10 protein-coding genes and 1 pseudogene are annotated in these 12,986 nt (G+C 67.9%); 7 read left to right on the top strand and 4 right to left on the bottom strand.

Going from position 1 to position 12,986, the window contains the following annotated elements; translation table 11 throughout:
• Positions 1-11: 11 nt before the first annotated feature.
• On the bottom strand, positions 12-1,478 hold the full coding sequence (locus ACIP5Y_RS13070; RefSeq protein WP_400349974.1) for an MFS transporter: 1,467 nt from the start codon (positions 1,476-1,478) through the stop codon (positions 12-14).
• 197 nt (positions 1,479-1,675) lie between these two features.
• On the bottom strand, positions 1,676-2,347 hold the full coding sequence (locus ACIP5Y_RS13065) for a FadR/GntR family transcriptional regulator (protein ID WP_400349973.1): 672 nt from the start codon (positions 2,345-2,347) through the stop codon (positions 1,676-1,678).
• A gap of 86 nt (positions 2,348-2,433) precedes the next feature.
• On the opposite strand from ACIP5Y_RS13065, the gene ACIP5Y_RS13060 reads away from it, so the two are divergent.
• The 6 genes and pseudogenes from ACIP5Y_RS13060 (at position 2,434) to ACIP5Y_RS13035 (ending at position 10,691) form a co-directional block, all read left to right on the top strand.
• Entirely contained in the window at positions 2,434-3,702 is a 1,269-nt protein-coding gene (locus tag ACIP5Y_RS13060) for a CynX/NimT family MFS transporter (RefSeq protein ID WP_400351255.1), read from the top strand.
• Positions 3,703-3,865: 163 nt separating this feature from the next.
• Positions 3,866-5,356 (top strand): MFS transporter, encoded by a 1,491-nt coding sequence (locus ACIP5Y_RS13055; protein WP_400349972.1) that lies wholly within the window; start codon positions 3,866-3,868, stop codon positions 5,354-5,356.
• A gap of 25 nt (positions 5,357-5,381) precedes the next feature.
• Positions 5,382-7,970 carry a nitrite reductase large subunit NirB gene (nirB, locus tag ACIP5Y_RS13050; RefSeq protein ID WP_400349971.1) on the top strand — a complete coding sequence of 863 codons (2,589 nt, stop codon included), beginning with the start codon at positions 5,382-5,384 and terminating at the stop codon, positions 7,968-7,970.
• A gap of 65 nt (positions 7,971-8,035) precedes the next feature.
• A complete protein-coding gene (gene nirD / locus ACIP5Y_RS13045) occupies positions 8,036-8,428 on the top strand; it encodes a nitrite reductase small subunit NirD (protein WP_400349970.1) in 393 nt (130 codons plus the stop codon).
• Positions 8,425-9,570 (top strand): annotated as a pseudogene (locus ACIP5Y_RS13040) (uroporphyrinogen-III synthase); the annotation flags it as partial. The gene nirD and the pseudogene ACIP5Y_RS13040, both read left to right, overlap by 4 nt.
• A gap of 323 nt (positions 9,571-9,893) precedes the next feature.
• On the top strand, positions 9,894-10,691 hold the full coding sequence (locus ACIP5Y_RS13035) for a sirohydrochlorin chelatase (protein ID WP_400349969.1): 798 nt from the start codon (positions 9,894-9,896) through the stop codon (positions 10,689-10,691).
• 7 nt (positions 10,692-10,698) lie between these two features.
• Here the strand turns inward: ACIP5Y_RS13035 and ACIP5Y_RS13030 are convergent, their stop codons facing one another.
• Positions 10,699-11,328 carry a TetR/AcrR family transcriptional regulator gene (locus tag ACIP5Y_RS13030; RefSeq protein ID WP_400349968.1) on the bottom strand — a complete coding sequence of 210 codons (630 nt, stop codon included), beginning with the start codon at positions 11,326-11,328 and terminating at the stop codon, positions 10,699-10,701.
• A gap of 120 nt (positions 11,329-11,448) precedes the next feature.
• On the opposite strand from ACIP5Y_RS13030, the gene ACIP5Y_RS13025 reads away from it, so the two are divergent.
• On the top strand, positions 11,449-12,339 hold the full coding sequence (locus ACIP5Y_RS13025; protein WP_400349967.1) for an SDR family NAD(P)-dependent oxidoreductase: 891 nt from the start codon (positions 11,449-11,451) through the stop codon (positions 12,337-12,339).
• Here the strand turns inward: ACIP5Y_RS13025 and ACIP5Y_RS13020 are convergent, their stop codons facing one another.
• Positions 12,340-12,975 (bottom strand): TetR/AcrR family transcriptional regulator, encoded by a 636-nt coding sequence (locus ACIP5Y_RS13020; protein ID WP_400349966.1) that lies wholly within the window; start codon positions 12,973-12,975, stop codon positions 12,340-12,342. It abuts the gene before it with no gap.
• Between the last annotated feature and the right edge of the window lie 11 nt (positions 12,976-12,986).

Raw genomic sequence — 12,986 nt, 5'->3', positions numbered from 1 at the left:
CCAGGTGACCGTCAGACGTTGGCGTGGGCCAGTGACGGCACACGGTCGGTCGCGAACGACGACCGCAGGTAGAACCACCAGGTGAGCGCCCCCATGACGACGTAGGTCACGGCGTAGCCCCAGAAGGCCGGGCTCATCGAGTGGTAATTCTCGTTGGACAGGCGCAGCACCTGCTGCAGTACCCAGCCGCCCGCCGCGCCGACCGCGCCGATGACGCCGATGGCCGCGCCCGCTTGCCTTTTCGCCGAGATCAGAGCCGCACCGATCTCGTCCCCGGTCTCCGAGGCCCGGCGTCGTGCTTCGGCGGTGAAGATCATCGGGATCATCCGGTAGGTGGAGCCGTTGCCGATGCCGGTGAGCACGAACAGCAACAGGAAGGCGATCAGGAACAGCGGGAAGTTCTTGGCGGACAACCCGGCCATGATGAGCAGGGTGGCGATCGCCATGCCGCCGAACGTGTACAGCGTGATCTTGGCGCCGCTGAGCTTGTCGGCGACCCAGCCGCCGAACGGCCGGCTCATCGAGCCCACCAGGGCGCCGAGGAAGGCCAGGTTACCCAGCGTGCCCATCCAGCCGATCTTGGCGAGGCTGGGGAAGTCGGCCTTGATCAGTGTCGGGAAGGCGAAGGAGAAGCCGATGAACGAGCCGAAGGTGCCGACGTAGAGCAGGGCCATCACCCAGGTGTGCTGGTTGGTCAGCGCGCGTTTGTACGATGTCCCATCGGATTTCGCGCCGGAGAGCGAATCCATGTAGCGCAGGGCGCCGAACATGGCGATGAGAATGAACGGAATCCACACCAGCACCGCCAGTGTGATGCCGAATCGGTAGCCGCCCGCATCCTTGGCCATGATGTGCGTGCCGAGCGTGATGATCAGCGGCACGAACAACTGCGTCTGTGCCACACCGAGATTGCCGCCGGCGGCATTGATGCCGAGGGCCGTGCCCTTCTTCCCTTCGGGGTAGAAGAAGTTGATATTGGCCATCGACGACGAGAAGTTGCCGCCGCCGAAGCCGGCCAGCGCGGCCAGCAGCATGAACACCCACATGGGGGTGCCGGGTTCATTGATGAACCAGACCAATCCGAGCGTGGGGAGCAGCAGCATGCCCGCGCTGAAGATGGTGAAGTTGCGCCCGCCGAAGCGCGGGATCGCGAAGGTGTAGGGGATGCGCAGGGCCGCGCCGACCAGGGTCGGCGTGGAGGATAGCCAGAGCGCGTTGTCGACCGCGGTGGCATTGCCCTTGCCCAGTCCGGCCAGGAAGTCGAAACCCGCTGAGCCCATGGCGGTGACGACGCTGGCCCAGATGACCCAGATGCTGAAGCCCAGGTTCTCCGCGAATACGGAGAAGATCAGGTTCTTGCGGGCTGTTTGTTTACCCCCGTTTTCCCAGAATTCATTATTGTCGGGATTCCAATCGTTGATCCAGCGCCCGCGTCTCTGATAGGTGATCGACGTCGGTGGAGCCTCAACGGTTGACATATGCAGCTTTCCTCTCGAGCCCTCGACCGCCCTCATCGCTGCTACTCGTCACGGAAAGTATTCCGGGGGAGGGGCGTTGCGGTCGCGTCAACGTTACGAACTCGGGTTTACAACGGCAAGATTTACCGTGAAGGCTGCGGGAAATTCAGCTCACGTCTGGGTTCGGGCCGTGGTGATCGTTCGGTTACCCCGGGTTTTCAGCGGGGCTCCGGGAATTCCCCGATGAGCCGGGCCAGGAAGCAATTGGCCGCTCGCGCAGCGCCTTCCGAGTCACCGTCGACGATGGTGCGCACCAGTTCCTCGTGTTCCTCGTGGTACGCCTCGCCCGCGCGGGTGGAGCGGGAGCGGATGACGGCCTCGATGACCGGTAGCAGCGAATCGTAGAACTCCAGGTATACCGCGTTGTGGCTGGCGACCACGATGGCGCGGTGCAGTTGCACGTCGGCTTCGATGGCGGCTTCGATGTCGGTGTCCCAGTTGACCCGGCGCTCTTCGAGCAGCCGTTCCAGTTCGGCGACATCGGCCTCGTCGCGGCGGCGGGCGGCGAGGGCGGCGGCGGTGGTGTCGAGGGCGCGGCGCAGTTCGAGGACGTCGTGTTGCTGGGCGTCGGCGAAGTACTCGGTGAGGGTGCCGCCGAGGGTGGAGGTGGAGATGACATAGGTGCCCGAGCCTTGCCGGCGTTCCACCATGCCCGCGTGTACGAGGGCCTGGACGGCCTCGCGGACGGTATTCCGGCCGGTGCCGGTGAGCTCGGTGAGTTCCGGCTCGGTGGGGATACGCGATCCGACGGCCCAACGGCCGGAACGGATTTCGTCTCGAAGTTGCTCGGTCACCTGTGCGATGAGGCTCGTACGCCGGACTGGTTGCACGGAAGACAGCGTACCGTGCCTCACATTCTTTGCATCACATCATCGGGTCATCCTATGATTTTCGGGTGACTGCGACGCTGAATTCGATGACGGCCCCCGAGCGGGACCGCTCCGCTACCCCCGGACAAACCCCGGCCGGTGGGCACATCCGATCCAAGCGCGCCCTCGTCGAGGGGCGGCTGCTCGTGCTCGCCGCCATCCTCATGTCCGCACTCACCCTGCGTGTCGCCGTCACCGCCTTCACCCCGCTGGCCAAGCAGATCGGCCAGGACATCGGCTACTCCACCGCCGTCGTCGGCGTGTTCGGCATGATCCCGACCGCCATGTTCGCCCTGGCGGGCCTGCTCACCCCGATCCTGACCAGCCGCCTCGGCCTGGAGGCCACCGCGCTGACCGCCATGCTGCTGACCGGCGTCGGCTCGGCCGTGCGCGCGATCGTCCCCGACACCTGGGAACTGCTGGTCTTCTCCGCACTGGCGCTGTCCGGCATGGGCATCGGCAATGTGGTGATCCCGCCGCTGGTCAAGCGGTACTTCTCGGACAAGCTGGCGCTGCTGTCCTCGCTCTACATCGTGGCGGTACAGCTGGGCACCGTGCTGCCGGCCATGATCACGGTGCCGGTCGCGCAGGCGCACGGCTGGCGGATCTCGCTGGGCATGTGGGCGCTGCTGGCCTTCGCGGCCGCGCTGCCCTGGCTGGGCGTACTCCGGGTGCGGCGGCACGCCGCCCTGGCGGACACCACCGAAATGCCCGCGGACGCACCGGAATCCACCGGCAAGGTGTGGAAGTCGCCGCTGGCGTGGGGCATGGCCCTCATGTTCGGCATGACCTCGCTGATCACCTACTCGCTGTTCGCGTGGATGCCGACGATCTTCACCGAGGCGGGCGCGAGCGCGGGCTTCGGCGGCAGCATGGTCGGCCTGTTCGCGCTCTTCGGCCTGGGCGCGGCGCTCACCGCGCCGATGGTGGTGGGCCGCATGAAGAATCCGTTCCCGATCGTGATCGGTTGCGCCGTCTTCTTTCTCGCCGGCTTCGCGGGTCTGCTCATCGCGCCCATGAGCGTGCCGCTGCTGTGGGTGTTGTTCCTCGGCCTGGGCCCGTCGACCTTCCCGATGGCCTTGACGCTGATCAACCTGCGCAGCCGTACCGGCGCCGGATCGGCCGCCCTGTCCGGCTTCACCCAGGGTGTCGGTTACACCGTGGCATGTGTCGGGCCGCTGCTGTTCGGTGCGCTGCACTCGATGACCGGCGGGTGGCTGGCGCCCTTCGCCTTCCTGGTGGTGGCGGTATTGGTGCTGCTCGCCGGCGGCTGGCTGGCGTGCAAGCCGCAGCTGCTCGAAGACACCTGGAACTGATCACACAGTTCACAATTCCCGCGCAGGTCCGGTGAGGTTTCTTCCTTCTCACCGGACCTGTTCGGCGCAGGTGAGCAACCATTGATCAAACGGTCATCGGTCGCAGCATTGCGGCAATACCCGTTTCCTACGTTAGGGGCATCCGAAATCCAGGAGGCCCGCCGTGCAGCTGCCGAAGCGCAATCGCGACATCGAACACTGGGATGCGGAAGACGTCGTGGCCTGGGAGAACGGCGGTAAGGAGATTGCCCGCCGCAATCTGATCTGGTCGGTGTTCGCCGAGCACGTCGGGTTCTCGGTGTGGTCGATCTGGTCGGTCATGGTGCTGTTCATGCCGGTCGCCACCTTCCATATCGATCCGGCCGGGAAATTCTTCCTGGGCGCGATGCCGACGCTGGTCGGCGGTTTCATGCGGATTCCGTACACCGTGGCCACGGCCCGGTTCGGCGGCCGCAACTGGACCATCGTGAGCGCCTTGCTGCTGCTGATTCCGACGCTGCTGACGCTGTACTTCATGAATCAGCCGGGCACCTCCTACACGACGTTCATGATCGTGGCGGCATTCGCGGGTCTGGGCGGCGGCAACTTCTCCTCGTCGATGGCCAATATCAATGTCTTCTATCCGCAGCGGCTCAAGGGCTGGGCGCTGGGCATCAATGCGGGCGGCGGCAATCTCGGTGTGCCGCTGGTGCAGCTGGTCGGGCTCGCGGTCATCGCGACGCTGGGCAATGCGTACGGCAATGCCTCGGTGGTGTGCCTCGTGTATCTGGCGCTGATCGTGGTGGCCGCGCTCGCCGCGGCGCTCTATATGGACAATGTCCGGAACCAGCAGGCGGACCTGTCCTTCATGCTGAAGGCGTTGCGGGTGCCGCGGTCCTGGGCCATCGCGTTCCTCTACATCGGCACCTTCGGTTCGTTCATCGGTTACGGGTTCGCGTTCGGTCAGGTGCTGCAGATCGGTTTCAAGGCCGGCGGCGAGAGCGTCGCGGCGGCCACCCTGCACGCCGCGCAGATCGCGTTCATCGGCCCGCTGCTGGGGTCGCTGTCCCGCCCGTACGGCGGCAAGTGGGCGGACCGCATCGGCGGCAGCAAGGTGACGCTGTATACCTTCGCCGCAATGACTTCCGCGGCCGTGGTGGTGGCGCTGGCGAGCACCATGGGTGATCGTACGGGCAGCCCGAAGGGCGGGGTGCTGGTCGCCATGATCGTCGGCTTCACGCTGCTGTTCGTGATCTCGGGTATCGGCAACGGCGCCGTCACCAAGATCATCCCGTCGGTGTTCGAGGCCGAATCACGTGGGCTGGTGGGTGATTCGATAGACAGGGCGGCCTGGGCGCGCAATACCTCCGGTGCGCTCATCGGTTTCGTCGGCGCGGTCGGTGCGCTCGGCGGCGTCGGCATCAACCTGGTGCTGCGGTCCTCCTACGCCTCCACCAAGTCCGCTACCACGGCTTTCTGGGTCTTCACGGCCTTCTATGTGCTGTGCGCGGTGGTCTGCTGGATGGTGTTCCTGCGCCGTCCGAGCGCGCGGCCGGCCGATCAGACGGCCGCCGGCGCCGATGAGACGTTCGTCATTGTCGAAGCCGAGACCTTGGTATTGCGGGCCGCGGGCGAAAGCCTTGGCACTGTGGATACTTCGTCGGCGCGAGCCTGACCCGACCACTCCGAAAGGGACCGTCATGACCCACTCGATCGAACACAGGACCGCGGTTGTCATCGGCCACGGCATGGTGGGGCACCGCTTCGTCGAGGCGCTGCGCTCCCGTGACGAGGCCGGCGCCTGGCAGGTGGTCGTGCTCGGCGAGGAGCGGCTGCCTGCCTACGACCGGGTCGGACTCTCCTCCTACGTGGGTGTCTGGGATGACGCGCGGCTCGCGCTGCCGGGCAACGAATACACCGGCGACGACCTGGTGGATCTCCGGCTGGGCGTGCGCGCCGACAGCATCGACCGCGCCGCCCGCAAGGTGACCACCTCCGCCGGTGACGTGATCGGTTACGACGCACTGATTCTCGCGACCGGGTCGTACGCCTTCGTGCCGCCGGTGCCGGGTCACGACGCCGACGGCTGCTTCGTCTACCGCACGCTGGAGGACCTGGACGGCATTCGCGCCGCGGCCGAGGCGGCCGGGCCGGGTGCGCACGGCATCGTGGTCGGCGGCGGCCTGCTCGGCCTGGAGGCCGCGAATGCGCTGCGCCTGCTGGGCATGACGCCGCACGTGGTCGAGTTCAGCCCGCGGCTGATGCCCGCCCAGGTGGACGCGGGCGGTGGCGCCATCCTGGAGCAGCTGGTCACCGGGCTGGGGCTGCACGTGCACACCGGTGTCGGCACCTCGGCCATCGAAACCGTCACGGACGCACCGGCTGCCGAGCAGCTGCGGGTCAGCTTGTCCGATGGGAGCGAAATCCGCGCCGCCCTGGTCGTTTTCGCGGCCGGTATCCGCCCGCGGGACCAGCTCGCCCGGGATGCCGGACTGGAGATCGGCGCGCGCGGCGGTGTGGTCACCGACCTGGGCCTGCGCACCTCGGACCCGAATATCTACGCGGTCGGCGAGGTCGCCGCGGTGGAGGGTGTCTGCTACGGCCTGGTCGCTCCTGGTTACACCACCGCCGAGGTGGTGGCCGACCGGCTGGTGGGCGGCGCGGGTGAGTTTCCGGGCGCGGACCTGTCCACCAAGCTGAAGCTGCTGGGCGTGGATGTGGCCAGCTTCGGTGACGCGCACGGCGTCACCGAGGGCGCGCTGTCGGTGGTGCTGCACGATGCCGCCAAGGGCACCTACGCGAAACTCGTTGTCTCCGATGATGCCGAGACCCTGCTGGGCGGCATCCTGGTCGGCGACGCCACCCAGTATTCGGCGCTGCGCCCGCTGGTCGGCCGTCCGCTGCCCGCCGAGCCGGCCGCGCTCATCTCGCCGGCCGGTGCGGAACTGGGCGCGGACGCGCTGCCCGACGATGCGCAGATCTGCTCCTGCAACAATGTTTCCAAGGGCGCGATCTGCGGGGCCATCGCGGATGGCGCGTGCGATATCGCCGCGGTCAAGGGCTGCACCAATGCCGGAACCTCCTGCGGCGGTTGCGTTCCCATGCTCAAGAAACTGCTGGAGCAGTCCGGTGTGGAGCTGTCGAAGGCGCTGTGCGAGCACTTCGGGCAGTCGCGCGCCGAGCTGTTCCACATCATCCAGTCGACCGGTATCCGCACCTTCTCGGCGTTGATCGCCAAGTACGGCAAGGGATCCGGCTGCGATATCTGCAAGCCGACCGTCGCGTCGATTCTGGCCTCCACCTCCAGCGATCACATTCTGGACGGCGAGCAGGCGGCGCTGCAGGACACCAACGATCACTTCCTGGCGAATCTGCAGAAGAACGGCACCTATTCGGTGGTGCCGCGCATGCCCGGCGGTGAGGTGACGGCGGATCAGCTGATCACCATCGGCCAGATCGCCAAGGACTTCGGTCTTTACGTGAAGGTCACCGGCGGTCAGCGCATCGACCTGTTCGGCGCGCGGGTGGAGCAGCTGCCGCTGATCTGGCAGCGTCTGGTCGATGTGGGCATGGAATCCGGTCACGCGTACGGCAAGTCGCTGCGCACGGTGAAGTCCTGCGTCGGCTCCACCTGGTGCCGGTACGGGCAGCAGGATTCGGTGGGCATGGCGGTGCTGCTCGAAAAGCGTTACCGCGGTTTGCGTTCCCCGCACAAGCTGAAGCTGGCGGTGTCGGGTTGCGCGCGCGAGTGCGCGGAGGCGCGCGGCAAGGATGTCGGCGTCATCGCCACCGAGAACGGGTGGAACCTGTATGTGGGCGGCAATGGCGGTCTCAGCCCGAAGCACGCGGTGCTGCTGGCCGGTGAGCTGGACGACGAGACGCTGATCAAGTACATCGACCGGTACCTCATGTTCTACATCCGCACCGCGGACCGGTTGCAGCGCACCGCGCCGTGGCAGGAGGCCCTCGAGGGCGGCATCGACTACCTGAAGGCGGTCGTGTGCGAGGACAGCCTCGGCATCGCCGGGGAGCTGGAGGCCGCCATGGCCGAGCATGTCGCGGGCTACCGGGACGAATGGGCCGCCGTCCTCGAGGACGAGGAGAAGCTGTCGCGCTTCGTGTCCTTCGTGAACGCGCCCGAGGAGGCCGATCCGACCATCGGTTTCGACGAGAGCGGCGAGCGCAAGGTGCCGGTGCTGCTCGGCATTCCGGATATCCCGGTCGGCGTGGTCCACGCCGGTGGCGTTGATGTGGCGCAGCCCGCGGTTCCGGCCACGCAGGAGAAATGACGGCTTAACCGCCTGGAAACAGGCCGTCGGTACCAATAAGTAAGGCGTTCGGAGGAGAGTTACCGATGACCGTGATCGACACACCAAGCACCGCCACCAGCATCACCGGCTGGACGCAGGCCTGCCGGTTGGATTATCTGATTCCCGGCCGCGGCGTGGCGGTCCTGCTGAAGGGCGGCCGCCAGGCGGCGCTCTTCCTCCTGACCGACGGCACGCTCTTCGCTGTCGGCAATATCGATCCGTTCGGCCGGGCGGCGGTCATGTCGCGCGGCATCGTGGGTGATCGCGGCGGTGTGCCGGTGATCGCCTCCCCGCTGCTCAAGCAGGTTTTCTCGCTCGTCGACGGACGTTGCCTGGATGATGCGAGCCAGTCGCTGCCGGTGTACGGGGTCCGGGTGGTGGACGGCGTGGTCGCGGTGTCCAACGACCCGTTGCAGATCACCGGCGGTACGGCATGACCGAGGTCGACGCGGGCACCCCGCTGGCCGGATTCACGGTCGGAATCACCGCCGCACGACGCGCCGACGAGCTCGGCACCCTGCTCGCCCGCCGGGGCGCGACGATTCAGGCGGCGCCGGCGATCCGGATCATTCCGCTGTCCGACGACACCGAGCTGGAGCGGGTGACGCGCCGGCTGGTGGCGGATCCGCCGCAGATCAGTGTGGCCACTACCGGTATCGGTTTCCGTGGCTGGATGGAGGCCGCGGAGGGCTGGGGGCTGGCCGAAGGGCTGCACACCGCACTGGCTTCCACCCGCCTGCTGGCGCGTGGTCCCAAGGCCAAGGGCGCCATCCGTGCGGCGGAGCTGCGCGAGGAATGGTCTCCCGCTTCGGAATCCAGTGCCGAGGTGCTGGATCATCTACTGGCCCAGGGGGTCGAGGGTGTCCGCATCGCGGTGCAGTTGCACGGTGCGACCACCGAATGGGAGCCGGTGCCGGACTTCTGCGAGGTACTGCGTTGCGCCGGTGCGGATGTCGTGCCGGTCCCGGTCTACCGCTGGGTGCCGCCCGACGACCGTGTCCCCATGGACCGCATGCTCGAGGCCATCGTCACCGCCGCCATCGACTGCGTGACCTTCACCAGCGCGCCCGCCGTGGCGTCACTTCTCATGCGCGCCAAGGAAACCGGCCTGCTGGAGGCCGTCCTGCACGCCTTCCGCACCCGCGTCCTCCCCGCCTGCGTCGGCCCCATCACGGCCGCCCCGCTGGAAGAACTCGGCGTCGCCACCTCCATGCCCGCCCGCGCCCGCCTGGGCGCCCTGGCCCGCCACGTGGCCGAGGAACTCCCGCGCCGCGCCAACCGCATCCCCGCCGCGGGTCACCTCCTCAGCGTCCGCGGCGCCTGCGTCGTGGTCGACGGCCAGGTCCGCCAACTCGCCCCGGCGCCAATGGCATTGATGCGCTCCTTGGCCCGCCAGCCCGGCCGCGTCGTCTCCCGTGAAGACCTCCTGGCCGCCCTCCCCGGCGGTGGCGACGACACCCACGCCGTCGAAACCGCCATCGCCCGCCTGCGCGCCGGCCTGGGCGCTCCCAAAGCCATCCAAACCGTCGTCAAACGCGGCTACCGCCTGGCCCTCGACCCCGCCGAGTGCATGGACAACCCCCGCCCGACCCTCGCGAGCCCCCCTGCGCGCCAACCTGTTCCGGTCCGGCCCCAGGTCCCCGGTATGCGCCGCGAATACCCGGCACGCACCCCGGGCACTCGCCCGCCGACCCTCGACGCCCCCGTTATTCCCGGGACCCACCCGCTTCCCCCGCAGACGCCGCCCAGCGGCCAGCGCCACGTCCTCCCCGCACCGCTGCCGATGTCCGGCCAGGGTGTGACCCGTTCGCCGGTCGTCAGTTCTGCTGCACGGCCCGAGGTTTCGTTGCGGCCGGCGGGTCAGCCCGGCGGGCCGGTGCGTGGTCGTGGTTCGGGGGAGTGGTGAGCGGGCCGGCGCTGGTGCTGGTGGCGCATGGCACCAGGAGTGCGAAGGGTGTGGAGATGATTGCCGAGCTGGCGGAGGCCGTGGCTCGGGAACTGGGTGTGCCGGTTCCCGCGCGGGGTCGCACGTCGGAGGGTTCACAGACGGGTGCCGGTGCCGTTTTCGGGGCAGCACCGGCATCGTTACGTTCGGCGCCGCTGGTCCGCACGGCCTTCGTGGATGTGCTGGGGCCGGCGCCCGCCGAGGTGCTGGGTGATCTGGGTTCGGTTCCGGCGGTGGTGGTTCCGGCGTTTCTGGCGTCGGGATATCACGTGTATCAGGATGTGCCGCGGGAAGTGGCGGCGAGTGCGCATCCGGCGGTGGCGGTGACCCCGGCCATGGGGCCCGATCCGATGCTGGCGATGGTCATGCGGGTGCGCTTGCGGGCCGCGGGCTGGCGGCCGGGGGATGCGGTGGTCTTCGCGGCGGCGGGGTCCTCGGATGCCCGTGCGCGGCATGATGTCCGGTGTGCGGCGGCCATGCTGGCCGAGCAGATCGGGGCGCCGGTTCAGGTTGCCTACATTGCCACCGGTGCGCCTCGGGTTCCGGAAGTCGTTGCGTCCGTGCGGAAGTCCGGTGCGCGGCGGGTTTTCCTCGCGTCTTATCTGCTGGCGCACGGTCTGTTTCATCAGCGTCTGCACGAGGCCGGTGCGGATGGTGTGGCCGATCCGATCGGTACGCACCCCGCGGTGGTGCGGTTGCTGGCCGATCGGTATCGAACCGCCGCAGGCGCTTTGGCGACGGTGCGCGTCGCCTGAGCCGAGCTCAGGGCTGCCGCTCGGCCGAAGGATCGATCGCGAGCAGGGTCAGTAGTGGCTCGACGAGGGTGAAGATCTCGTCGAGCCAGTTCTGCGGTTCCGCCGGTTCGACCAGGCAGTCGATCGCTATGCCCTTGCCCAGCGCGAGGATCAAGCCCGCGAGCACCTGCGGGCGGATGGGTACCGCGACTTCGAGTTCGGCGGTGACCTGTTCGATCAGTTCGGTGAGTTCGCGGCGGGCGTTCCGATCGCGTTCCGCGAGTTGTGCGGGCAGGGTCCGGCTGTGCCGGGCGGCGAAGGCGAGTTCGGCCTTGAACAGCGCCCATTGCGGATCCTGGATCGTCGCGGCCATCCAGGTCCGTAGTCCGGTGATGCGTTCGGCGACGGTTCCGGTGGCCATGATGTGGCGGACGGCCTCGAATTCCTCGGCGGTGTGTTTGTCGAGTACGGCGAGTGCGAGGTCTTCCTTGCTCGCGAAGTTCGAGTAGACCGCGCCGCGGCTGTAGCCGGCGGCCTCGGCGACCTGGTTGTTCGAGGTGGCGGCGTAGCCGTCGCGCAGGTACAGCGTGGCCGCCGATTCGATGAGCCGGGCACGGGTCTGCGCCTGGGACTGCGGGCGGCTCATCCGTGTGGGCATCCGGGAAGTTTATCGGGCTCGATTCGACCGGTGAGGTGGCCTAGACTGCTTCAGATGTCAGCGACATTTGAATGTCACTGACATCTAAGCCGGTCCGGCCAGCAGACTGAGGAGCACACCGTGCCCAGCTACGAAGAACGCTCGATCATCGGTAAGCAGATAGTGATCACCGGTGCCACCAATGGCATCGGCAAGGAAATCGCCCGTGCCATGGCGCGGCGCGGCGCGGATCTCACGATCGTGGCGCGCACCGAATCGAAGGCCCGGGCCACCGTCGCGGAACTATCGGCCGAACCGGGCGCCGCGGGTCGCCTGGACTATGTGCTCGCCGACCTGGCGGATCTCTCCTCGGTGCGCACGGCGGCGGCGCGAATCGTGGCGAGCACCCCGAAGATCGACATCCTGTTCGACAATGCGGGCGTCCACAGTTTCGAGGGCGGCACGACCCGCGACGGCTACGAGTTGATGGCCGCGACCAATCACCTGGGCCCCTTCCTGCTCACCCACCTGCTGCTCGACCCGCTGATCGCGGCCGCACCGTCCCGGATCGTGGTGACGGCCTCCGAAGCGCATCGCGCCGCCGCGCGCCTGCGCCCCGAGGATTTCGCGGAACCGTTGCGCCACAGCGCCATCGGCTCCCAGCCGATCTACGGCCGCTCCAAACTGCTGAACATCCTGTTCACCGAGGAGCTGGCGCACCGGCTCGCCGGGACCGGCGTCACCGTGAACAGCTTCTGCCCGGGCGTGGTCGCCTCGGGACTGATCCGCGGCAGCCGCGTCATTTCCGCTGCGGCCCGGACGTTTTCGCACACCCCGCTGATCCGCACGCCGGAGCAGGGTGCGCAGATGGGGATCCGGCTGGCCTTGGACGCGGGGCTCACCGGCACCACCGGCCGGTTCTACACCTCGACCCCGGGCCTGCGCTTCCTGCCCGCCGTGCCCGCCCGGCGCGATGATGCCTTGCGCACCAGCATGTTCGACCGCTCGGCGGAGCTGGTCGGACTGCACTGATCAGGCGCCGGGGGATTGCAGGGCCGGGAACCAGATGTCGGTGAGGACATTGGCGGCCTCGTCGGCGGAGACGTCGATGGTGCCCTGCATCGCCCAGCGCGTGAAGAACCGTTCCAGCTGCGCGACGAGCAGTTCTATCCGCAATCGCGCCTCGTCCTGGCGGTCGGCGGGCCACCGGGACAGGTACGAGGTCATGACATTGGGGAGCGCGAGGATCCCTTCGCGGGCGACTTCGCGGAATTCGGGTTCGAGGGCGGTGGCCTCGTCCCAGGCGGGGAGCAGGTCCTTGTATTCCTGGAACCAGTCGATGGCGCGCCGCATCCAGGCCGCGAATTCGGTGCGGGATCCGCTGTCGAGTACGTGGTCGAGGTCTTCGTAGAAGTGCTGGACGCTGGGCAGGGTGCCTTGTTCGGCGATGGCGCGCAGGACATCCGGCTTGCCGGTGAAGTGCAGGTAGAAGGTGGCGCGGCTGCAGCCGACGGCGGCGGCGATGTCGTCGACGCGCACGGTGGCGTAGCCCTGCGTGGTGAACAGCTGGGTGGCGGCTTCGATGAGCCGGCTGCGGGTGAGGCGTTTCTGTTCGTCGCGCAGCGAGGTGCGGCGCGGGGTGTTCTGGTCTTCGTCGGTCCGGGTCACGCTTGAATAAT

The organism is Nocardia sp. NPDC088792 (assembly GCF_044750615.1).
Taxonomy (GTDB): domain Bacteria; phylum Actinomycetota; class Actinomycetes; order Mycobacteriales; family Mycobacteriaceae; genus Nocardia.
Note: the sequence above shows the minus strand (reverse complement) of the source record. Positions and strands in the feature narration are given on the sequence as shown.